General features: G+C 68.9%; 16 protein-coding genes. 6 read left to right on the forward strand and 10 right to left on the reverse strand.

The features are described 5' to 3' along the window. On the reverse strand, positions 1-666 hold a 666-nt coding region (locus tag AB0I34_RS27325; protein WP_360450226.1), incomplete at its 3' end, for a phosphotransferase. 214 nt (positions 667-880) lie between these two features. Here AB0I34_RS27325 and AB0I34_RS27330 point away from each other — a divergent pair. Next, the gene (locus tag AB0I34_RS27330) at positions 881-2,338 is read left to right on the forward strand and encodes a hypothetical protein (RefSeq protein ID WP_360450229.1); all 1,458 of its coding nucleotides are present in this window, start codon (positions 881-883) and stop codon (positions 2,336-2,338) included. Positions 2,339-2,371: 33 nt separating this feature from the next. Here the strand turns inward: AB0I34_RS27330 and AB0I34_RS27335 are convergent, their stop codons facing one another. The 6 genes from AB0I34_RS27335 to AB0I34_RS27360 form a co-directional block, all read right to left on the reverse strand. Further along, positions 2,372-3,574: a cytochrome P450 gene (locus AB0I34_RS27335; protein WP_360450232.1), complete on the reverse strand. Its 1,203-nt coding sequence runs from the start codon at positions 3,572-3,574 to the stop codon at positions 2,372-2,374. Positions 3,575-3,615: 41 nt separating this feature from the next. Then, on the reverse strand, positions 3,616-4,323 hold the full coding sequence (locus AB0I34_RS27340; RefSeq protein ID WP_360450235.1) for a hypothetical protein: 708 nt from the start codon (positions 4,321-4,323) through the stop codon (positions 3,616-3,618). After that, positions 4,320-5,123: a CPBP family glutamic-type intramembrane protease gene (locus AB0I34_RS27345; RefSeq protein ID WP_360450238.1), complete on the reverse strand. Its 804-nt coding sequence runs from the start codon at positions 5,121-5,123 to the stop codon at positions 4,320-4,322. Before AB0I34_RS27345 ends, AB0I34_RS27340 begins: the two co-directional genes overlap by 4 nt. 196 nt (positions 5,124-5,319) lie before the next feature. Further along, complete coding sequence (locus tag AB0I34_RS27350) at positions 5,320-5,964, reverse strand: response regulator transcription factor (RefSeq protein ID WP_360450241.1); 645 nt, start codon at positions 5,962-5,964, stop codon at positions 5,320-5,322. Further along, positions 5,955-7,691 (reverse strand): histidine kinase, encoded by a 1,737-nt coding sequence (locus tag AB0I34_RS27355; protein ID WP_360450244.1) that lies wholly within the window; start codon positions 7,689-7,691, stop codon positions 5,955-5,957. Before AB0I34_RS27355 ends, AB0I34_RS27350 begins: the two co-directional genes overlap by 10 nt. Before the next feature lie 167 nt (positions 7,692-7,858). Beyond that, a complete protein-coding gene (locus tag AB0I34_RS27360) occupies positions 7,859-9,091 on the reverse strand; it encodes an aldose epimerase family protein (RefSeq protein ID WP_360450246.1) in 1,233 nt (410 codons plus the stop codon). Between the two features lie 225 nt (positions 9,092-9,316). Between AB0I34_RS27360 and AB0I34_RS27365 the strand changes: the two genes are divergently transcribed. The 3 genes from AB0I34_RS27365 (at position 9,317) to AB0I34_RS27375 (ending at position 13,101) form a co-directional block, all read left to right on the forward strand. After that, the gene (locus AB0I34_RS27365) at positions 9,317-9,916 is read left to right on the forward strand and encodes a cysteine hydrolase family protein (RefSeq protein WP_360450249.1); all 600 of its coding nucleotides are present in this window, start codon (positions 9,317-9,319) and stop codon (positions 9,914-9,916) included. Between the two features lie 7 nt (positions 9,917-9,923). After that, positions 9,924-10,853, forward strand: coding sequence for a DJ-1/PfpI family protein (locus tag AB0I34_RS27370; protein ID WP_360450252.1), 930 nt, complete (start codon positions 9,924-9,926; stop codon positions 10,851-10,853). A 97-nt stretch (positions 10,854-10,950) separates the two neighbouring features. After that, positions 10,951-13,101 carry an MMPL family transporter gene (locus tag AB0I34_RS27375; protein ID WP_360450254.1) on the forward strand — a complete coding sequence of 717 codons (2,151 nt, stop codon included), beginning with the start codon at positions 10,951-10,953 and terminating at the stop codon, positions 13,099-13,101. Here AB0I34_RS27375 and AB0I34_RS27380 read toward each other — a convergent pair. Together AB0I34_RS27380 and AB0I34_RS27385 are read right to left on the reverse strand one after the other, a co-directional pair. Next, positions 13,094-16,237 carry a glycoside hydrolase family 3 N-terminal domain-containing protein gene (locus AB0I34_RS27380; RefSeq protein ID WP_360450257.1) on the reverse strand — a complete coding sequence of 1,048 codons (3,144 nt, stop codon included), beginning with the start codon at positions 16,235-16,237 and terminating at the stop codon, positions 13,094-13,096. The two genes, AB0I34_RS27375 and AB0I34_RS27380, sit on opposite strands and share 8 nt — an antisense overlap. Positions 16,238-16,332: 95 nt before the next feature. After that, complete coding sequence (locus AB0I34_RS27385) at positions 16,333-16,998, reverse strand: hypothetical protein (RefSeq protein WP_360450260.1); 666 nt, start codon at positions 16,996-16,998, stop codon at positions 16,333-16,335. 109 nt (positions 16,999-17,107) lie between these two features. Here AB0I34_RS27385 and AB0I34_RS27390 point away from each other — a divergent pair, with 109 nt between their 5' ends. Both AB0I34_RS27390 and AB0I34_RS27395 read left to right on the forward strand, forming a co-directional pair. Continuing rightward, positions 17,108-18,070 (forward strand): LLM class F420-dependent oxidoreductase, encoded by a 963-nt coding sequence (locus AB0I34_RS27390; protein ID WP_360450263.1) that lies wholly within the window; start codon positions 17,108-17,110, stop codon positions 18,068-18,070. A gap of 140 nt (positions 18,071-18,210) precedes the next feature. Continuing rightward, positions 18,211-21,888, forward strand: a complete 3,678-nt coding sequence (locus AB0I34_RS27395; protein ID WP_360450265.1) for a S8 family serine peptidase — start codon at positions 18,211-18,213, stop codon at positions 21,886-21,888. A 107-nt stretch (positions 21,889-21,995) separates the two neighbouring features. Here AB0I34_RS27395 and AB0I34_RS27400 read toward each other — a convergent pair whose 3' ends face one another. Further along, positions 21,996-23,354, reverse strand: a complete 1,359-nt coding sequence (locus tag AB0I34_RS27400; protein WP_360450268.1) for a lytic murein transglycosylase — start codon at positions 23,352-23,354, stop codon at positions 21,996-21,998. Position 23,355: the final 1 nt, after the last annotated feature.

Consider the following 23,355-nt stretch of genomic DNA (forward strand, 5'->3'; position numbering starts at 1 on the left):
GCCGATCGCGGCGAGGTCGAAGTCGAGCAAGAGCAGTCCCTGCGGTGTCAGCAAAACGTTGTCGAGAGTCACGTCGCCATGGCAGACACCATGGTCGGAGTACTGCGCGACGTTGTTCCGTACTGCGGCCGCGAGTTCGCGGAGCAGGTTTTCCTCCGCGCGGTCGATCGCGAGGATCTGTTCGAGCGGTTCGTCGAGCCGATGGGCGACATCCGCCGGACGACGCCGGTACGGCGACGAGTAGTTGTCGGCGGCATCGTGGAACGCGGCGAGTTGCGCGCCGAAGGCAGCGTACAGATCGTCGTCGAACGGCGGTCGCGGGGTGGTGCCGTCGACGAACTCGGACAGGGTGAACGGCCGTGGTCCCTCAGGTGCATCGAGGACGCCGACAAGGTCACCGGAAGGCAACGGACGAATTGCTGGAACGAGCAGTCCGGTGGACCGCACATGTTCCGAAAGCCCTGCCTCCCAACGGATTTCGTCCGGGTGGCGTCCGTCGTACCGATAGAGCTTGAGGACGTACCGCGCGTCTCCGGTGGTCAGTACATAGACGTCGTTGACCAGCGACCGGAGCAGCTCGCAGCCGGTGAAGCGGATGCCGTAGAGCTCGCCGAGGTGGGCGCTCAGAGCGCGTGGGTCAGGCAACGATCGCAGGGTCTGCACCATGCCGACCCTAGGAGCCGGGCTCGGACAAATCATCTGGATTCGAGGTGTGAAGTCCGGACGGAGTGGGGAGGTTCGCAATGTTTCCGGATTCGCCTCCCCTTCTGGGGCCGGAAACCGGTAGCCTCGTTCAGCGGTCCTTGGGGGAGGCCTACCGAGCCACCGCATCCATCCCGACGAACTGCCGGAGAGCCCAAACCGGTCAGGAGACCACGTCTTGCAGGAGAACACCAGCAATCCCAGTACTGGCGAACTGGCGAACGTACCCCTTACCGGTGCGGACAAGGTCGCCTATGCCTTCTACGCCACTGCGGCCGCGGCCGCACTAGTCGGCCAGGTCTGGGCCGGCGTGACCCATATCCCCTGGCCCGAGGAAGGCTTCTCGCAGTTCCTCAAGATCGCCGTCGTGACGCCCGCGGTGGCCGTGCTCGAGCTCGGTGGTGTCGCCACCGCCGCGCTGGCCGACCTGCGCCGGCGCAAGGGTGAGCAGGCCTACGCCTACCGCGCGATGTCGTTCTTCGCGGCGCTGGTCGCGGTCGTCTTCAACGTCGTCGGTCACTGGCGTCCGGAGGAGCGGTTCCTCGCCTTCGGCTTCGGCGGCCTGTCCGCGTTCGCCTACGTGCTCTGGCTGATCCACAGCTCGGCCCGCCGCCGCGACGCGCTGCGCCGGGCGGGGCAGATGCGCGAGACCGGCCCGGTGTACGGCGTGGTCCAGTGGGTGCGCGAGCCGCGCGTGACCTGGCTGGCGCGGTCGCTGGCGATCGAGCACGGGTACAGCCTGTACGAGAGCCTGCGCGCCGCCCATCACCAGATCCGGAACAAGTCCCGGCGCGACGCCATCGCCGGGACCGTTGCCGAGTACATCCGTTCCGAGCACCAGGACGAGCGGCTGGCGAAGATCGCCGAGACGACGTACGACCCGGACCGGCTGGCCGGGATGCTCGAGGAGCGGATCAACTACGAGGTCATCACCAGCAAGCTGACCAAGGCGATCTCGCCGCCGCCGGAGCCCGAGGAGCGTCCCGCCGTACCGGCCGCGGTCTGGGTGCTCGAGGGTGGGCAGCCGCGCCGGGCCGAGGGCACCGGGGTGTCGTTGCGCGACGAGGACGCCTGGACCGGCGAGCTGATGGCTGTCGACTACCAGGTCCCCAACGACGAGTCGGTCGCCGAGGCGGTCGTCGTCGAGGACGAGAGCGAGCCGGAGCACGTCGTCCAGAACGGCGCGTCCAACGGTGCGGTGAACGGGTCGGTGAGCGGGTCGGTCACAGGGTCGGTGAATGGCAAGCTCAAGCCGCTGGCGCCGCAGCCGAAGGCCGAGCCGGTGGTGCAGAAGCCGCAGCCGCCGTCGCCGTTCGCGGACGCGACGGACACCCAGCCGCCGGCGCTGATCACGACGGCCCCCGCCGAACCTCCGGTGCGGAAGTCGGTCGTGGACGAGTCGGTGGTGGCGAAGCCGGCGATGGAGTCGATGAAGATCGACGAGCCGGCCGCCGAACCGACCGCACTGGAGAAGAAGCGGATGCGGGCGTGGGCGCTGCTGTCCGACTGGCCGGAGGGGCACGAGCGTACGGCGAAGAAGCTCGCCGACGCGATCGCGTCCAGCGAGCCGATGGCCGCACGCTTCATCGAGCAGTACGAGGCCGAGCACGGCCTCGCGTTCACGTCACAGAACTGACGGACCCCGCGCCGGCCGCACCCCGGCGCGGGTTCAGTTCCCGAGGTTGACCGGTAGTTCCGCGAGGCCGCTGACCAGGACGCGGCGCCACTCGAGGTCCTCGGCCGGCTTGGCCAGGCTCATCCGCGGGAACCGTCGTACCAGGGCCAGCAACGACTCCTGCAGTTCGATCCGGGCCAGCTGTGCCCCGAGGCAGAAGTGCGGCCCGAACCCGAACGACAGGTGCTTGTTGTCCTTCCGGTCCAGCCGCAGCTCGTCGGGAGCGTCGTACGCGCGGGGATCCCGGTTGGCCGAGTTCAGCGCGGCCATCACGCCTTCCCCTGCCTTGATCCGTACGCCGTGCAGCTCGACGTCCTCGAGTGCGACGCGCAACTGGCCGACCTCGCTGAAGCGGTTGAAGCGCAGCAGCTCCTCGATCGCGGACGGGACCAGAGTGGGATCGGCGACCAGCTTGGCCCAGTTTTCCGGCCAGCGCAGCAGGGTCGCGACGCAGCTCGAGATCTGGTTCGCCGAAGTCTCGTGGCCGGCGACCAGCAGATTCACACCAAACGCGATCAGCTCTTCCTGGCTGAGCCGGTCGCCCTCCTCGCGGGCCCGGACCAGTTCGTCCAGCAGGTCTTCCGCGGGCTGGTCGGTGTTCGCCAGCTTCTTCGTGACCAGGTCCTCGATGTACGCCGTCAGGTTGGTCATCGCGTCCTCGACCAGGTCCTTCTCCGCCATCTTCATGCTGTACCCGAGCTCGGTCCACTCACGGAACTGCGCGCGGTCCGCGTACGGCACGCCGAGCAGTTGGCAGATCACCTGGATCGGCAGGGGCAACGCGACCAGTTGCCGGATGTCCGCACCGTCGCCGGCCGCCGCGACATCTTCCGCGAGCTGAGCCGACAACTCCTCGACCCACGGCCGGGTCTGCTCGATCTTCCGATGCGCGAAGGTCGGCACGACCAGCCTGCGCAACCGGGTGTGCTCGGGCGGGTCGGTCGTGGTCAGGCTGTTCGGCATCGGCTTCGCCAGCGCGACCCGGGGTGCTCCTTGCTTGACCACCGCGGCCCGCGAGAACCGCGGGTCCGCGAGCACCATCCGTACGTCGTCGTACCGCGTCACCAGCCAGACCTCGGCCCCCGCCAGCGTCCGCACCCGAGCCACGGGACGGTTCTCCCGCAGCTCGGCGAACGTAGGCGAGGGATCGAACTGAAAGGCATCCTCGAACGGAATCTCCAGCACCGGCTCCGACATGTCTTCGACCCTAAGCGACTTAGGTAACCCTTGCCCGCTGCTCAGCGAGTCGATGGGGAAGGGCGGGTCGCGATGGTCGGGACGATGAAGGCGGCTGCGATGAGCAGCATCAGGACCGCGCCGATGAGGGATCCGATGGTGATGCCCTCGACCGCGGGCAGGGTGCCGCCCAGGCTGAGCTCGGCGTCGACGTTCGGCGAACCGTCGGCGTTCATGATGACGACCGACCAGTCGCCTCCGACGGCCTTCCAGTCGAGGGTTGTGGAGCCGGAAGCGGCCCAGAACGACTGGTCGGCGGGTGTGGCAAGGGGCTTGTCTCCGGCGTGTGCTGTGGTCGACAGCTTGAACGGATCGACGTCGAAGTCCGCGACCTCGTCGTGGCTCACGCCGTTCAGGTACGTCGCAACCTCGGCAGCCGGACCGATCCCGACGAACACCGGCGTGCCGTTCTTCGACTCGATGTCGATGCGGACCTCACCGAGGAAGTCGTCGGCGTACAAGGCGTCCGGCCCGGTGCCCCCGACATCGAGTGACGGCGCCAGCAGAGCGTAGGAGCTGGTCGTGACGCGCTCGGGCCCGGCGGTGAAGTAGCCGTTGTCGCGTTGCTGCTGCGCCCAGAGGCCGAAGCCGCCGATCGCGAACAGGATGAGGCTGACCATGCCGAAGAAGGCGCCGACGACAACCAGCAGAGTACGGCGGCCGCTCCACGAGCGCTGGACTGTTGGCGTAAGGCTCGGTGTGGTGGTCATGAGACTGTCTCCTTGGCATGGGTTGGGGGCTGGTTGTCGACTGCGGCGGCTGGTGCGGGGCTGGTCCAGAAGCGGCGGCTCACGATCAGGAGCCCGATGGCGACTGCCCACCACACGCCGACGTACAGCCAGGTCTCGCGGGTCAGGTCGGCGGAGCCGGTCGGCCAGAGTTCGCTGGTGTTGACGCTGCCTTCGGTGGCGTGGGCGATGAGGGTGATGAGCACGCTGCCGGCTGCGTGGTTGAACAGCCACGCGTACCAGAACGTGACAGCGACGGTGGTCAGGGCCTCGAAGGGCTGGAGCCCGAACGAGGAGATGAAGAACAGCGGCGCGTGCCAGCCGGTGATCGCCACGGCCAGGATCGCGGTCGCCGCGAGCGGAGTGCGGGTGGCCTGCAGCTTCGGCTGCGCGTAGCCGCGGAAGCTCGGTTCCTCACTGAACGGGCCACCGGTCGGGTCGACCATGATCATGCCGACGACCATCGCCAGGCCGTACCAAGGCGTGAACTGCCCGGTGTTCGGAACCGGTGCGCCCAGCGCCTGGTTGAGCGAGATCGTGACGAAGTGGACGGCGAGCGGTACGGCGATCGCGACGAGATACCAGACCCAGCGGACCCGCCAGCGGATCACCCGGGCGCCGAGGGCTCGCAGACCGGCGAGGCCCTCGGTGAGGAACACGATGACGACGGCGGCGACCAGGGCGCCCGGGGCGAAGAAGCTCCCGAACGGGACGGCTCCCCAGGCGAGGACGTAGGCGAGCACGAAGAAGCTGAGCACGGGGTGATTGCGGATGAAGGTCATGACGGTTCTCCTGCGGATCGGGGGCGGCTGTGGACTTGGGTCTTGGTTCGGCCGGCGTGGAGGCTCGGGGTCGTTCTGGATCACGCGGGACTTGTGCACTGCTCCTCCAGGGACTCGGTCTACGTCCGAGACTCGCGCTCCTGGGCGCGTTCGGGAGACCGGTCGACCGGTGGAGGAATGGTTCGGGTTTCTGGTGTCAGGCGCGCAGGTAGAGCAGCACGGCCAGCACCCGGCGGGATTCGCTGCGGGTGGACGGGATGCCGAGCTTGGTGAAGATGCCGGACACGTACTTCTCCGCGGCGCGGAGCGTGATCGTCAGTGCGTCCGCGATGCCCTGGTTGGAGGCGCCGGTCGCCATCAGCTCCAGCGCCTCGCGCTCGCGCGGCGTGAGCACCGCGAGCGGATCGTCACCACGCCGGCGCTTCAGCAGGGTGGAGACGATCTTCGGGTCGATGGCCGAGCCGCCGGTGGCCACCCGCCGTACCGCGGCGACGAAGTCCTCGACGTCGCTGATCCGGTCCTTGAGCAGGTAGCCGACGCCCTCAGCGGACTCCGACAGCAGCTGCATCGCGAGACCGAGTTCGAGGTACTGCGACAGCACGAGTACGCCGACCCCCGGATACTGCGCGCGGATCTGCAGTGCGGCGCGCATCCCTTCGTCGTTGTGCGTCGGCGGCAATCGGATGTCGAGGATCGCGACCTGCGGCGGGAAGCTGCGGACGTACCGCAGCAGGTCGTCGGCGTTGTCGTACGCCGCGACCACCTCGAGGCCGGCGCCAGTCAGGATCCGGGTGAGCCCCTCGCGCAGCAGCACGCTGTCCTCGGCGATCGCTACTCGCACGGGAACTCCGCTTCGAGCCGGGTCCCGTCCCCGGCCGGGCTCCAGATCCGCAGCCGGCCTCCGACCGCCTCGACCCGATCGGCGAGTCCGCGAAGCCCGGTCCCGCGCTCGGTGTCCGCCCCGCCGACGCCGTCGTCGACCACCTCGACCACGACCGTGTCCGCCGAGCGCGTGACGTGGACCGAGGCCACGGTCGCGTGGGCGTGTTTGGCGATGTTGGTCAGGCTCTCGCTGACGACGTAGTACGCGGCGACCTCGATCCGCTCGGTCAGCCGTCCGCCGACCGCGACCTCGAGTTCGACGGGTACGGCGGCCTGTGCGGCCAGCGACTCCAGCGCGACGGCCAGCCCGTGACCGGTGAGTACGGCAGGATGGATGCCGCGGGCAACATCTCGCAACTCGTCGAGCGAGACGCTGACCTCACGCTTGGCCTGCAGCAGCCGTTCCGAGGTCTCGCCCCCGGAGCTGCCGGCGAGCAGACCGAGTTCGAGCGACAGGGCAACCAACCGCTGCTGGGCGCCGTCGTGGAGATTGCGCTCGAGTCGCTGCCGCTCTTTCTGGCCGGCGTCGATGACCCGGGCCCGTGATCCCTGCAGCTCTTGCAGCCGGGCGCGGAGTTCCACCTGGAGGCGGTTGTTCTCCAACGCGATGCCCGCCGCCGCGGCGACGGCGTCCAGCAACTCCCGCTCGTCCTCGAGCGACCGGTCGAACTCCAGCGCGATGATCGGTTCGCCGTCCCGGTTGATGACCCGCGTCGCCCGCCCGTCCTCGGCTCCCCGCAACGTGATGGCCCGTCCCTCGTGGTCCGCCCAGGTGCCGTACTGGGGCAACCAATACGCAAGCGTCAGGGAGGGATCGTGCAGTGCCCGCGCCAGTGGTTCGCGCAGATCGTCGGCCGGGTGGGCGCGCAACTCCATCAGGAGCGCGCCGACGTCGGTCCGGGCCAGCCGGGCATCCAGCAGGCCGAGCAGGAACGCGACCGGGGCGAGCCCGAGTGCGGCGAAGGCGATGTGGCGGACAGTTTCGATCTGCGGCCAGCCGCGCAGACCTGCGATGAACAGGACGGCGAGGGCGATCAATGCGAGTCCGAACGTGTCCACCAATAGCGTCACCGGACGTCTGCGCGTGCCGCCCGCGGCAGGTCGTCGTACGAAGAGCAGAACGGTGCCCGTCAGGAGCAGAACGCTCATGGTGATCAGCTGGACCTGTTCGATCCGGGCCGCCAGGAGAGGTCTGGTCGCCACGGTGAAGAGGCTCTCCGGATTGATCCCGAGCACGATCTTCGCGAGCTGCAGGACCACCGCTGTCACGTAGCCACAGACGACGACCAGCTGGCGGGGACGCCCGACCACCCGTCCGGTGGGGTAGGCGAGGAACACGTGCAGGAACATCGCTGCAGGCACAAGGTCGAGCAGATGACCGATGGAGAGCAGGGCAGGCACCGTCGACCACTGCAAGGCGGTCAGGGCCATCACGAATCCGGTCGCGATCATCAGGGGACCGAGCCGGCTGTCCGGCCGGCGCCACCAGGCGATGGTCCCGCTGATCAGGTAGGGGATGGTGATCCAGTTGAACAGCAGCGCCTGCAGGCCGGGCCGCACCAGTTCGTCGCCCGCGAGCGCGAGGGCGACCGAGACGACCAGCGTGCCGAACCCGGCCACGACGGTCGTCCACAACGCCCACGGCCCCGGGCCGCGGGCCGGTTCTGCCAGGGCCCCCCTCGCCACAACCCGTCACCCACCCTCTACCGCCAGCCTGCGCCCGTTCACCGGTGCAGGCAATGCGTGAGGTACCTAAGGACAGGAGGTGGTCCCGTCGGTGACGGGACCACCTCGCTGCGTGAGCCTGCGGCAGTCCGGCCGGCCGGACTACCTCCTGTCCTTCGGTACGGGTGCTACTTGGTGCCGAAGGTGTAGATGGTGGTGGTCGCGTAGGTCTGGCCGGGGCGGAGGACCGTGGACGGGAAGTTGGGCTGGTTGGGGGAGTCCGGGAAGTGCTGGGTCTCGAAGGCGAAGGCGTCGCCCTGGCGGTAGGCCTTGTTTCCGATGCCCAGGAACGTGCCGTCGAGGAAGTTGCCGCTGTAGAACTGCGCGCCCGGTTGGTCGGTGTGGACCGTGACGGTGCGGCCGTCCTCGGGCTCCCAGAAGCGGGCGGCGAAGCGGAGGCCGTCGTGATCGGTCTCGCCGCCGAGGACGAAGTTGTGGTCGTAGCCGCGGCCGACGATGAGTTGCGGGTGGTCGCCGCGCAGCCGGGCGCCGATCGCGGTCGGCTTGTTGAAGTCGAACGGCGTACCCGCGACCGGGGCGATCTCACCGGTCGGGATCAGGCCGGCGTCGACCGGGGTGTACGACGGTGCTTTCAGCTCGAGCACATGGCCGTCGATGGAGCCGCTGCCCTCACCCGCCAGGTTGAAGTACACGTGGTTGGTCAGGTTCACCACGGTCGGCTTGCCCGCGACGGTCGCGTGGTAGTCGATCCGCAGGTTGTCGCGCCGGTCCAGCGTGTAGGTCACCGTGGTGCTGAGCTCACCCGGGAAGCCCATCTCGCCGTCCGGGCTGACGTAGCTGAACGCGACCCCGACCGAGTCGTCGGTGCGGACGGTCTTGGCCTTCCACACCTTCTTGTCGAAGCCGATGGTGCCGCCGTGCAACGCGTTCTCGCCGTTGTTGACCGGGATCTGGTACGTCGTCCCGTCCAGCGTGAACCGGCCCTTCGCGATCCGGTTGCCGTAGCGGCCGATGGTGGCGCCGAAGTACGGGCTGAGGGCCGCGTAGTCGGGCAGGTTGTCGAAGCCCAGGCTGATGTTCTTGGTCCGGCCGCGCCGGTCCGGGGTCTCGACCCGCTGGATGGTGGCACCCCAGGTCAGCATCGAGATCGTGACCCGGCCGTTGGTGAACGTGTAGACGTCCACCGCAACGCCCTCCGGGGTGGTGCCGAACGGGTCCTTGCGGATCTCCAGCTTGCCGTGGTGTGCGCCCATGGCGGCCAACTTATCCGGCGTACCAGCGGCCGAACCGGTCTGGGTGGTCGCCTCCGCGGTACTGCTCAGAGCGCCCGCGGCGGCGGCACCCAGACCCAGGGCGCCGGCCGTACGCAGGACCTGGCGGCGGGGCAGGTGGTCGGGCATCGCATTTCCCCTCACTGAGTCGACGGTCGTCGGCGAGAGCGTTTCCACGCCGACCCGGGCACGATACGCACGGGTGTCCAGTGTTTGGAACAGTTCGTAACAGTTTGAATTCGTCCGATGACTGCACGGGGATCGAAAGGTACGCCGCCCGCTGACCGGATCGGTCCGGTCCCGGCCCCGATCGGGTCTTCTCCGGTACGCCGGCAGCACGCGAGCATGGACGGTATGAGCGCAACCGCACTGATCGTGATCGACGTCCAGGAGTCCTTCCGCGTCCGGCCGAACTGGCAGGCCGTCAACCACCCCGATATCGCCGACCGGGTCGGCCGCCTGGTCCGCGCCGCCCGGGACCAGGGCGACCTCGTCGTCTGGGTGCTCCACACCGAGCCGGGCACCGGCGGCGCGTTCGATCCGGCCAACGGCCACGTCCGGCTGATCGAAGGGCTCGAGCCGATCGACGGCGAGCCGGTCATCACCAAGACCTCGCACAACGCCTTCACCACAACGAATCTGCAGCAACTCCTGACCCAGCACGGCGTCACCGAGTTGGTGATCGGCGGCATCCGGACCGAGCAGTGCTGCGAGACCACCACCCGGATCGCCTCGGACCTCGGATACGACGTCGTGTTCGTCACCGAGGCCACGGCGACGACCCCGTTGCCGCACTGGACGATGCCGGGCGACGCGACGCTGGACGACATCCTTGCGGATCCGCGCACGCTCAGTCCCGAGCTCGTCACCGAGCGGACCGAGTATGCGCTGGCGGGCCGGTTCGCCACCATTCGGACACTCGACGAACTGACCGGCGTACCCGTGTCATCCTGACCAGATCATGAGTAGTACTCGGGTCGTCTTCCTGCTGGTGCCGAAGCTGCACCTGCTGGATCTGGCCGGGCCGGCGCAGGTCTTCTCGACCGCGAACGATCTCGGCTACGGCTACCAGCTGAGCTACGTGGCGGAGGTCGAGGAGATCGCCACGGCCCAGGGCGTGCCCGTGAAGGCGCGGCTGGACTGGCCCGACCTCGATCCGGGCGACCTGATCGTCGTACCCGGCTGGCGGTCGCCGCGGTTGTCGCCGCTGCCGCCGATCGGGCCCGAGACCAGGCAGCGGTTGCGCAATCATCACGCAGCCGGGGGATCGGTGGCCAGCGTGTGTTCCGGTGCCGATGCACTCGGCGCCGCTGGGCTACTCGACGGCCACCGCTACACCACGCACCACGACCTGACCGAGGAGCTGGCTGCGCGGTACCCGAAGGCGACCATCGTGCGGGACGTCCTGTACGTCGTGGACGACCGCGTCATCACCTCCGCCGGGATCGCGAGCGGGATCGACCTGGCGCTGCACCTGGTCGCGGTCGAGCGGGGCGCCGAGGCGGCGGCCCGGGTGGCGCGGGAGATGGTCGTGTACGCGCGGCGGAACGGCGACGAACTGCAGGACAGCGTGATGCTGCGGCACCGGGGTCACCTGAGCGACCTCGCCCACCGGGTGCAGGACGTCATCGACGCCCGGTACGCCGACCGCCTCCTGCTCGCCGAGCTCGCGCACGAGGTGGGCGTGAGCGAACGGACCCTGACCCGGATCTTCACCAATGCCACGGGTCTGACCCCGCTGCGGTACCAGCAACTCCTCCGCCTCGAGCGGGCCGAACACCTGATCGGCCACGGTGCCACCGTCGAGGCAGCCGCTCGCACTGTCGGCTTCGAGGATGCCCGGATGCTCCGCCGCCTCCGCGCCCGCACCGCGGAACCGGTCGCGGGGTAGACCTAGGTCCACCCGGCCGGGGGACTCAGCGCTCCTGAGTTCCGCCCGCCGTCCCACGAGGCTCGTTGTGTCCGGAACAACGAGAGGTGGGGACAGCGTGAGCGCTGGTGGCGTGACCGTGCGGGTTGCACGGTGGAGTGCGATCCATCCATGGCGAGCGATCGGCCTTTGGCTGCTGCTCGTCGTCGTCGCGGTCGGGATGTCGGTGGTCATCCCGAAGCAGCAGATGCAGAGCAAGGACACCTGGGTCGGCCAGTCCGGCCAGGCAGCCGAGATGATCGAGCAAGCCGGGCTGGGCGACCGGCCCGCGGAGACCGTCCTCCTGACCGATCCCGACGGTCCGCTGGACAAGACGGCCGCGACGACCGCGATGACCCAGCTCCGGCAGAAACTCACCGCACTGGACTCGGTCCAGGGGGTCGGTCAGCCGGTCTGGGCGAAGAGCGGCAAGGCCGCCTTGCTGCCGATCGAGCTGAAGGGAACGGCGGACGACGCGGCCGACGCGATCGAGAAGGTCGTCGCCACCACCGCCGAGGTGCAGCAGGCCAACCCGGACCTCAGCATCGCCCAGGCCGGCACGGCCTCACTGGACGCGGGAATCTGGAAGCAGGTCGGGTCCGATCTCGCCAAGGCGGAGAAGCTCAGCCTGCCGATCACGTTCGTGCTGATGCTGCTGGCGTTCGGTGCGCTGATCGCGGCCGGGATCCCTGTCCTGCTGGCGTTCTCGGCGGTCGGCGCCGCGCTCGGCTTCTACGCGCCGCTGTCGTTCCTCTTCCCCGACGGCGGGTCGGTCGCCAACGTCGTCCTGCTGATCGGCATGGCGGTCGGCGTCGACTACTCGCTCTTCTACCTCAAGCGAGAACGCGAGGAACGGCGCAAGGGTCGCAGCACCCTGGACGCCGTCGAGATCGCCGCGGCGACCTCGGGTCACTCGGTCGTCGTCTCCGGCCTCGCCGTGATCGTCTCGATGGCCGGCCTGTACGTCGCTCAGGACATGACATTCGCGTCGATGGCAACGGCAACGATCGTGGTCGTCGCCGTGGCGGTCCTCGGGTCCTTGACCGTGCTGCCCGCGCTGCTCGCGAAGCTGGGGCACCGGGTCGACCGGCCCCGCGTCCCGCTGCTCTGGCGGCTGAACCGGCGCATCGGTCCCGGCGGGATCAGCCGTCGCATCCTGGCTCCGGTACTGAGCCATCCGCGGGCGGCACTGTCCGTGTCGATCCTCGCCGTGGCCGCTCTCGCCGTACCCGCACTGGGGATGAAGACCGAGCCGTCCGACCTGAACACGCTGCCCCAGAGCATCCCCGAGGTACGCACGTTCAAGGCCCTGCAGGAGAACTTCCCGTCGCAGGGCGGTCTCTCGTACGACGTGGTCGCGCGTGGCGAGGATGCGGTGTCGGCGTTGACCGGGCTACAGGAATCCGCAGTACGCAGCGGCAAGTTCGTCGTACCGCAAGGAGACTCGATCCGGCAGGCGGACGGGACCGCGGTTCTCACGCTGGTGTCGGTCTTGCCCGAGAGCAGTGCGAACGCCGAGACCGCGTTGAACCAGTTGCGGTCGGACTTCGTACCGGCCTCGCTCGGGTCCGTGCCGACCTGGGCGGTCGGCGGGGAGCAGGCCGAGTCGGTTGACTATGGCAACAATCAGCGGGACAAGCTGCCGTGGGTGATCGCGTTCGTGCTGGCGCTGACGCTGGTGATGATGGCCATCACGTTCCGGAGCGTGGCGATCGCGGTGCTGACCACGGTGCTCAACCTCGCCTCGGTGGCGGCGTGCTTCGGGGTACTGGCGCTGGTGTTCCAGCACAGCTGGGCCGAAGGGCTGCTCGGTTTCACGTCCTCGGGCTTCGTGGTGTCGTGGATCCCGCTGTTCCTGTTCGTGATCCTGGTCGGGCTGTCGATGGACTACCACGTGTTCGTCCTCGGCCGGATCCGCGAAGGAGTGGCCGAAGGGCTGACGCCTCGCGAGGCCGTCCGCAAGGGCGTCACCGAGTCGGCCGGTGTGGTGACCAGCGCGGCCGCGGTGATGGTGTCGGTCTTCGCCGTGTTCGCCACCCTCGGCATGCTCGAGATGAAGCAGATGGGCATCGGCCTGGCCGTCGCCGTCCTCATCGACGCGACCCTGGTCCGGATCGTGATGCTTCCCTCCGTCCTCGTCCTCCTGGGCCGCAAGGCCTGGTGGCCGAACCGTCTCCACCGCCAGGCCGCAACCAGTGTTCCCGACCGGGAACTCGTGCCGATCAGCTGAGCTTGGAGGCCGCCGTCAGTTTGCTGACGGCGGCACTCAGCTGTCCGGTCAGGAGCAGGTGCTCGGCGTCCGACGTGAGTTTGGACGCCGGCTCTGTGACGTTCTGACCGATGTGGTTCTGAGCGATCCAGCGGGCCGCTCCGACAACCGCATCGCCCTCGGTGAAGGAGTCCGCCTTGGTGCGCTCCAGGTACATGGCGGACTGGGTCAGAGCGGCGAGGGCAACAGTTGCCTGGGGCCCTGACCAGTCCTTCGCCTGGAGAGCTACCGAGGCGGCGACCGCGGCGGCCAGGGCATATGGATCGTGCTTCTGCAGAAGGGTGTTCCGGGCCTCCGTCAGCTTCTGCCGAGCCGTCGCCTGGGTGGTCAAACCCCAACCGTAGGGGTACTGCGGATCGTAGGAGGCGTCACCGACGTTCAGCGGCTCCTGCGCTTCCGCACGCGGCCAGGTGACCGGCAGCCGACCGGTGAACGGCCGCTTGCCGAACAGGACGTCCGCGACCCCGGCGCCCTCGGTGCCCGGCAGCCACGACGCGACCACCGCGTTCATCTTGCCGAGCTGATCGGCGATCGCCTGCGGACGGCCGGACACGATCAGCACGACGCACTTCATCGCGCCGCACACCTTGTCCACCGCGGCCTTGTCGGCGTCCGACAGCAGCAGGTCGTGACCGTTGCCGACGTCACCGATCCCCTCGGCGTACGGGCGTTCGCCGACGACGACCACGCCGACGTCGTGACCCTCCAGCGGAGCCGAGGCATCCGCGCTGAACGTTGCCGTCGGCACCACCTGCTTGATCCCGTCCAGGATTGTCGTACCGGTGGTCGTCGTACCGGAGCCGCCCTGCCAGGTGATGCTCCAGCCGCCCATCTGGTTGCCCAGGTCGTTCGCGTTGCTGCCGGCCACGTAGACCTTCGAGGTGGATGCCAGCGGCAACAGGTTGCCGTCGTTCTTCAGCAGCACCTGGGACTTCGCGGCCGCCTCGCGCCCGACCGCACGATGTGCGGCCGACCCGATGTCAGCGAGGTGCGACGTGTCGGCGTACGGGTGCTCGAACAGGCCGAGCTTGAACTTCTCGGTCAGGATCCGCCGGACCGCGTCGTCGACCCGGGCCATCGGCACCCGGCCGGCGGCGATCTCGTCGGTCAGGCCCTGGGTGAAGCCCTGGTAGTTGGTCGGCACCATGATCATGTCGAGCCCGGCGTCGATCGAGGTCCGGATGTCGCTCGCGTAGTCGCCGGGCAGCTGGTCGATCGCCTGCCAGTCGCTGATCACGAACCCGTCGAAGCCCATCCGCTGCTTGAGTACGCCGTTGATCAGCTCGCTGTCGCCGTGCATCTTGACCGGAGCCTGGCCATCGATGGCGACGCTGGAGTACGACGGCATCACGGTCCCGACCCCGAGATCCACCGCCGTTCCGAACGGCGCCAGGTGCAGCGTCTCCAGCTGCTCACGGGTGACCTCGGTGATGCCTTGGTCGATCTTGTAGCTACCGGTGGTCGACGATCCGTACGTCGTACCGCCGTCGCCGACGAAGTGCTTCGCGGTCGCCAGCACACGGGTGTTCTGTGCGAGCTGGCTGCCGTCCGCCTTGCCCTGCATGCCGGTGATCACGGTCGCCATCGACTGCACCAGCGCCGGGTCCTCGCCGTACCCCTCGTACGCCCGGCCCCAGCGGTCGTCGCGGACCACGCAGACGCACGGCGAGAAGTCCCACGGGATGCCGGTCGCGCGCACCTCGGTCGCGGTCACCTCGCCGGTCCGGCGGGCCAGGTTCGGATCGCGGGTCGCGCCGATGCCGATGTTGTGCGGCAGGATCGTCGCGCCGACCACGTTGTTGTGCCCGTGCACCGCGTCGACACCATAGATCAGCGGGATCTGGAGCCGGGTGGCCTGGGCGTTGAGCTGGAAGTTGTCGATCATCGCCGCCCACGCGGCCGGGGTGTTCGGCGTCGGCACCGAGCCACCCCCGGACAGCAGCGAGCCGAGCGCGTACGACGCGATGTCGGTCCGCGAGCGGAGTGCGTTGCGCTCGGCCTGGGTCATCTGGCCGACCTTCTCGGCCGTCGTCATCCGGGCGAGCAGGTCGGCGACCCGCTTCTTCACCGGGAGCTTGCTGCTCAGGTAGGGCAGGTCGTGGGCGTTGATGACGACGACCGGCTGAGTCGACGGTGCCTTCGCGCCGGTGACGGTGAGCTCGAGCGGGATGGTCTCGGCGGCCTCCGCGGAGTGGTCCTTGCGGGTGGTGACGGCCACGGTCTGCGCGGTGCCGGACGCCGTACCGGCCGGGAAGGTGATCGTGCCGGTGACCGGGTTGTAGTCGTCGGCGCCGGCGGACCCGGTGCCGGTGCGGTACTCGACGGTGACCGGCTCCTCGAGCGGGGTGCTGCCGGTGGTCGCGACGGAGATCTTGACCTGCGCGGTCCCGCCTTCCTTGACCGGGTAGACGCCGGCATCGGTGCCGACGCCCGCCTTCAGTGCGGGATCGGCCTTGCCGTAGACCTCGACCTGGTCGATCGCGAACTCCCCCGGGGACCCGACCGGCATGGTGATCGCGTAACCCCACATCTGGGTCAGGTTCAGCACCTGGTCGATGCCGCCGACCGGCTGGAAGTCGGTGCGGTAGACCAGGTCGCTGAACGGGATCTCGACCAGGTGCCAGCCCTGCCAGTCGTCGGTGAAGCTGGTGTTCCACAGTTCGGAGGCCTCGGCGTTGGCGCCGCCGTCCTTGATCTCGAAGAAGATCCGCTTGCCCGAGCCGGGTGGCAGTGGTGCGGTGTTCTGGCCGTACCACCAGAACCGGATGCCCTTGTGCGCGGACCAGTCGCCGGGGTTCTGGTCGAACGTCACGTCGTGGCTGAATCCGCCGTACCCGCTGATGTTGTAGGTGCCGTGCAGCACCTTCTCGCCGGACGGCGCGTCGGCGCGCGCCTGCAGCTCCATCGTCGGCGGGTCGTCGGCGTCGCTGCCCCAGCCGAAGATCCCGGGGTTCGGCGGAAACGCGAACGGCTCCGCGCCTTCGAACGCGGCCAGCACGATCGGCGCCGGGTCGTCGGCGCCCACCGCCGGCAGCGGGAGTAGCCCGGTGATCAGGGCCGCTGCCGCGACCAGTGCTGTCTGACGGAAACCACGCATGGCCGACTCCCCACTCCGCGCGAGCCTCACACCCGCGTTCGGCCCTGACTCTCAGCTCTCCCCACCCGCCGGTCAAGACCTCAGCGGTTCCGGAACTAGAGCGCTCTCACGATCGGCCGCATGTGCGCGCGATCTCCGTCCTGAAGGCAGAAACGAACGAGCTCGGGCGCCTCGACCTCGACCTCGCCGATCGTGGTGGTGCGGCGCTCGGCCACCCAGTCGATCAACTTCAGCGGGTTCGCGATATCGGAGGTGAAGTGCAGCAGGTTCAGGTACCAGATGTCGCGGCGGCCGTGTGGGCGCTCGAACCAGTCGTCGGGGCCGAGCTCGGTGGCGAACCGGTCCATGAAGGTGTCGGCTGCTCCGTCGAGGGGGATCGCGGAGGCCATCACGGATCCCGGGGTGAGGGTGAGACCGGTGACACGGAAGCGAGTCGACCCAGCGGTGGCCCGCCGCAGAGCGGACAGATAGCGCTCGATCGCGGGGTCGTCCGGCGCGATGGTGGCGCGGTAGCCCTCCAGGGCGCGGACGGTGAGGTGGGCCGATCCCAGTTGACCGGTCTGCCAGTGCCCCAGGCCGGCCAGTTCCGCCGCCTCGGCTGTGACAGCGTCCAGGCGTTGGGCGAGGTCGCTGTCGGTCGGTGGACGCAGTATGACGCTGACGGGCCAGCGGCCGCCCTCGCGGGGAGGTTCGTCCCGCTGGTGGTCTCCGCGGGCGATCAGGGGTACGGCGGTGGCGAACAGGTCGTCGAACTTGGTCACGGGCGGTACGACGCCGGACGGGATTCAGAAGTTGGAGTGGTCTGATTGAGAACGAATTCAGTAGCCAGAGTGATGGACCCTGACCGGCGTGGCCGGAAAGGATAAGGGCATGACTACACGTTTCGGGATTTTCGTACCGCAGGGCTGGAAGATGGATCTGGCGCAGATCGCGGATCCGGTGGAGCAGTGGGAGGCGATGACCGACGTCGCCAAGCGGGCCGATGAGCAGTCCTGGGACTCGATCTGGTTGTTCGACCACTTCCACACCGTGCCGGAGCCCAGTGACAACACCACCTTCGAGTGCTGGAGTGCGACCGCCGCGCTGGCCCGCGACACCAGCCGGGTGAACATCGGCCAGATGGTCGGCTGCAACGGGTACCGCAACCCCGCGCTGTACGCGAAGATCGCGTCCACCGTCGACGTCGCCAGCCACGGCCGCCTGTACGCCGGCATCGGCGCGGGCTGGTACGAGCACGAATGGAAGGCCTACGGCTACGAGTGGACCGACATCCCGCCGCGGATGGCCGCGTTCCGGGAGGCCACCGAGATCATCTACAAGATGTGGACCGAGGACAAGCCGGTCTACAACGGCAAGCACTACTCGATCAACGAGCCGATCAACGAGCCGAAGGGCGTGCGCAAGCCGCACCCTTCGTTCTGGATCGGTGGGGGTGGCCCGAAGGTCACGCTGAAGCTGGTCGCGCAGTACGGCGACGCGGCGAACATCGGCGGGGGCAACCCCGAGGTGTTCAAGGAGAAGGCGGCCATCCTGCGGGGCCACTGCGAGACCGTCGGCCGCGACTACGACGAGATCATCAAGTCGACCAACTTCAACGTGTTCCCGATCGACAAGGGTGACGACCCGCAGAAGGCGACCGAGAAGGCACTCGGCCCGATGAACCGGGAGAAGTTCGACCGGGACAACCTGATCGGCACCGAGGACGAGATCGCCGACAAGGTCGAGGCCGCACTCGAGGCCGGCGCCGACTATGTCATCTTCTACGTCCCCGGCGTCGCCTACGACCTGGATCTGATGGACCGCGTCGAGCAGGTCACCAAGCGTTTCGCCTGACCCCTTACCCACGGAGGCGGGGCTGACCAGAATCGGCCATGGCGGGAGTCCGTCACCGGCATCGGTGGACCGGGCCGGGGGCGACTGACAGGCTCGCGAGGATGGCCTCGCGAGGGTCGGGGCATCGGGAGGACCGCCCCGTGACTACTCGATCGCCCCGCCTCACCGCGGGCCTGCTCGCGACGGCGGTGGTCGCCGGTTCCCTGCTGCTGGCGACCACCCCGGCCCACGCCGGAGCCACGACCGCGCACGCGACGCCGGCCGGCAGCACCCACCGGATCACGCTGGTGACCGGTGACGTCGCCGAACTGACCACGAGCTCCAACGGCCAGGTCTCGGCCCATCTGACCAGCGACGAGCCGTACTACTTCGGCAGCTTCGACGGCGACCTCAGCGTGGTCCCGGCCTCGGCGTACCCACTGCTGAGCGAGGGCCGCCTGGACGAGCGCCTCTTCAACCTCACCGACCTGGTCGAGCAGGGGTACGACGACGCGAGCAGCGACGAACTCCCGCTTCTCCTGGCCGCGCCGTCGACCCTGCGCAGTACGCCGGCCGCCCCGCAGGCAGCGACCGTACGCCGTACTCTCCCCAGCGTCGGCAGCACCGCGGTCAGCGTGGAGAAGGCCGACGCGAAGACGTTCTGGAACAGCATCAGCGGCCCGACCACCTTCAAGACCGGTAGCCAGGTGTCCAAGATCTGGCTCGACGGCCGGACCGAGGCGACCCTCGACCAGTCCACGCAACAGATCGGTGCCCCGGCCGCCTGGCGGTCCGGGTACGACGGCCAGGGCGTCAAGGTGGCGGTGCTCGACACCGGCTATGACGCGGGCCACCCGGACCTCGCCCAGCAGGTTGTCGCGTCCCAGAGCTTCGTCCCGGACCAGCCGGTCCAGGACCTGCACGGCCACGGCACCCACACCGCGTCGATCGTCGCCGGCCTCGGTGCGGCGTCCGACGGCGAGCGCAAGGGGGTCGCACCGGGCGCCGACCTGCTGATCGGCAAGGTGCTCGACAACAGCGGCAAGGGTCTCGACTCCGAGGCGATCGCGGGCATGGAGTGGGCGGTCCAGCAGGGCGCCAAGATCGTCAGCATGAGCCTTGGCGGCAAGCCGTCCGACGGCTCCGACCCGATGAGCCAGGCCGTCGACAGGTTGTCAGAGTCGAGTGGTGCGCTGTTCGTCGTTGCCGCAGGCAACGCCGGTACGGAGGACTCCGTCAGTTCACTCGGTGCGGCGTCGGAGGCGCTGACCGTGGGCGCCGTCGACCGTGACGACAAGCTGGCGAGTTTCTCCAGCCGTGGTCCGCGGCTCGGCGACGGTGCGCTGAAGCCCGAGGTGACCGCGCCCGGCGTGGAGATCGCGGCCGCCCGCGCGGCCGGCACCGAACAAGGCCACGTGCTCGGCCAGTACTACACAAGGCTGAGCGGCACCTCGATGGCCACGCCACACGTGGCCGGTGCCGCAGCGATCCTGGCCCAGCGGCATCCGGACTGGTCCGGTCAGCAGCTGAAGGCCGTGCTCGCCGCGACAGCGGTGCCGTCCAAGGACGCGACCCCCGCCCAGCAGGGCCTCGGCCGGATCGACATCCCGAACGCCCTAGACCCGGTGATCCTGCCGGATGCGGCCAGCCTGTTCTTCGGTGATCTTTCCTGGAGCGGTACGACGGCCCCGGCGCCGGTCAGCCGTACGGTTGCTTATCGCAACAACTCCACCCGGGAGGTGACGCTGGACCTGAGCGTCGGCGCGCAGTCGCCCGGCAAGGTGAACGCGGCAGTCACGGTGAGCCCTGCGCGGCTGACCATCCCAGCCGGCGGTACGGCGTCCGCCACCGTCACCCTCGACCTTGCGAAGACCCAGCCGGCCAAGTACACCGGTGTGCTCACGGCCCGCAGCGGCCACACGTCGTACCGGACGGGGCTGGGGTTCGCGGCCGGTGGGCGGCTGAACTCCGTGACCGTGAAGGCGATCGGTCGCGACGGCAAGCCCGCCAGTCTCAAGGGCGGGTCCAGCGGCGTGCAGCTGTGGAACCAGGACACCGGCGCGGTGAAGGTGGTCGCCTTCGACAGCGCCACCGGCAGCCGGACCCTCGAAGTACCGACCGGACGGTACGCCGTCATGGTGTTCGTGGTCGGCGCCGACCAGGCAGGCTGGTCCGAGTCTTACTCGTTGCTCGGTGATCCGGACGAGTGGATCGACGGCGACCGGACCTTCAGCTTCGACGCCCGTACGGCGAACAAGGTCACCATCAGGACCCCGCGCCCGGCCGACGCGCAGAAGGTCGGGTTCGCCTGGCACCGCTCCGTCGGCGCCCGTGACGCGGTGTCCGGCTGGACGGTGCCGCAACGGGCCACCGGCGGCATCTACGTGCAGGACTTCGGGAAGGTTGCCAACGGCACCTTCCAGGTCGTGCAGCGGTGGGATCTCGCTCAGCCCGAGCTGACCGCCGACGTCACCGGTGTGGACGGGACCTTCCGGTTGCCGACCCCGAGCGAGACGACGTTCGACTCGTCGTACGTCGGCAGCATGACAGTGCCCCTGGTGAACGGAGGCGACGGGACGGCAGCCGAGCTGGCCGGGACCAAGGATGCCGCGGTTCTGCTGCGCTTCCGGGGTTCCGGTCAGACGGCGGCGCAGATCACCGCGGCCAAGGAGGCGGGGGCACGGTTCGTCCTGATGTACAACGAGATTCCTGGCTTCTGGTCGACCAGTTCCAACCAGGGCGTCCCGTTCTATCTGCTGCGCGCCGAGCAAGGCCGGCAGTTGCTCGACGTGCTGTCCAAGGGCCCGGTGTCCGTGCAGCTGAACGGCTTGCGTGACAGCACCTACCGGTACGACGTGGTCCTCGGGCCGTCGGTCGTACGCGGTCCGCTCACCTATGACGTCGCGAAGCTGCGGCCGGCTGTGGTGACCACGGACTTCCAGCGCAACGACGCGTTCAAGCTGCACAACGACGAGCGGATCGCGCACCTACCTGGTGTGCCGGCCGGCCTGAGCGCGATCCGTGGCGTCACCGGACCGGTCACGCGGACCGACTACCTCGCCAGCGACGTGCAGGGCGTCCTCTGGGACGAGCAGACGTCGGCAGGGGACTGGAACGAGTCCGGCTTCGAGTACACGATCGCGCGCGGCTACCGCCCGAACGAGAAGGCGAACCGTAGCTGGTGGGAATCGCTGACGCGTCCTGCTGTTCCGGACGGAGGGGGAGCCGGGAACGAGGTGCAGGGCTGGCCGTCGGCGCGGTACGAGAACGCGCTGCGGTTCGCGATTCCGCAGTACGTCAGTGGTGATCGCACCGTCTACGGCTGGGGCGACCGCGGTGACACGACGAGCATGAAGCTCAGCAGCAACGGTGTCGAACTCGGCAGCGAGGACTGGTCCGTCGGACAGTTCGCGGTGCCGGCCAAGGCCGCGTGGTACGACCTGACGCTGGACCAGAAGCGTGGTCCGAGCAGCTGGGCCAAGACCTCGACCGCGACCCACACCGAGTGGCATTTCCTGTCCAAGCCGACCAGCGGGCGATCGGTGCTCCCGCTCGTCCAGGTCGACTACCAACGGGCCGATGACCGGCTCCAGCTCAAGCCGGCGTACCAGCCGGGTGTGCACGGCCTGGGTATCTTCCGCACCACCGCCGAGATCTCGTACGACGGGACGACGTGGCAACGGCTCACGCTGTTCCCGCAGGGACCGGACGGCACGGTCACCGCACGGATCCCGGCCGCGCCGGCGGGAGCGTCGTCGGCGAACCTCCGGGTCACCGCCACTGATCTGGCCGGCAACAAGCTCAGCCAGACCATCGAGAAAGCCTGGACCGTGCAGTGATGTGATCGATCAAAAGGGCGACGCCACGAAGCCGGGGGGAGTTGCTCCGTGGCGTCGCCAGAGGCGCGCCAAGGGAGGGGTGGGGCAGGCGCGCCGGTCTGTGTGGATCAGCTCCCGAGGATGCCTCCACCGAGAACGCCCAGCAGTCCGAGCACGGACAGCAGGTTGCGGATCACCTGGTCGACGGCCGCGGTGCCGCCGGTCTGGTAGGCCGTCACGCACTTCTGCAACTGGTCCTGCGTCGGCGAGGTGATGGTCACCTTCTTCATCTCCGCCTGGCAGTACTGCGTGGCCCTGGTCAACTCGGTCACGGTGCTGCCGACCGTGCCGACGATCAGGCCGGCTGCCGTCTGCAGGGTTGCGACACCCGGCGCCGGCGGCTTGCTCGACGTCGGTGGCTTCGGCGTCGGCGAGGTCGGGTCGTCCGTCGACGGCTGGTCGCCCGGCGTCGTCGGCTTGCTGCCCGGCGGGGTCTTGGTCGGCTGTGTGCCCGGCTTGCCGTCGCCTCCCTGGACCGGCCCTGTCGTCGGCTTCGCAGCGCCCGGGTAGGTGGGCAGGTCGTTCGCCTGCGGCAGGTTGTTGTCGGCCGGGGCGTCGATAGTCGGGTCGCCGACCTGGTCGCCGGCGGTGTCGATGCCCTGGCTGTCGCTCTCGGTCCCGTTGCCGACCGCGATCCAACTGCCACCGGCGTACGCCTTGGCGATGCTGATCACGAGATCGGCGTACTGCTGGGAGTGGTTGTAGCGCAGGATCGCGGAGTTCAGGTCGCTCGCCTTGGACAGGTCGGTCTTACCCGAGCACAGGTACACCGCGGTGGACATGGCCGCGTCGTCGATGTCCTGCGGGTTCCGCACGCCGTCGCCGTCGCCGTCCACACCCATCGACCGCCAGGTGCCCGGGATGAACTGCATCGGCCCGACCGCGCGGTCGAACGCGCCGTCACCGTCGAACGCGCCGGCGTCCGTGTCGTTGATCTTGGCCGTGCGCATGCCGTCCAGCCGGGGGCCGAAGATGCCCGGCACCGCGACGCCCTGGGTGTTCAGCGCGTTGCCGCCGAAGCGGCCGTGGTTCGACTCGACGCGGCCGATCGCGGCCACCAGCGTCCACGGCAGGTTGCAGGCCGGATCGACCTGCGCCATCACCTGCTGGGCCCGGGAGTAGGCCTTCAACGCGGCATTCGGGATCCCGTTGCGGGACAGGCCGGACACGACCTGGGTCGGCTGCTCGCCGGGGTCGACACCGTGGCCGACCACACCCGGCACCGGCACGTTGGCCGGCTCGGCGATCGGCTGCTTCGGTACGACGACCGGACTCTTGCCGGACAGACCCTGCTCCAGCGACGCCGTGGCGATCGCCGGATCATCCGTGGCACTGACGGTGAATGCGCTCGCGAACAACGCCAACGGGATGAGCGGCGCCACCTGACGCCACCCGCTACCCGTGGCGCGGCGCTTGCCCTTCGCCATC

The sequence above is a fragment of the Kribbella sp. NPDC050281 genome (assembly GCF_040655855.1).
Taxonomy (GTDB): domain Bacteria; phylum Actinomycetota; class Actinomycetes; order Propionibacteriales; family Kribbellaceae; genus Kribbella.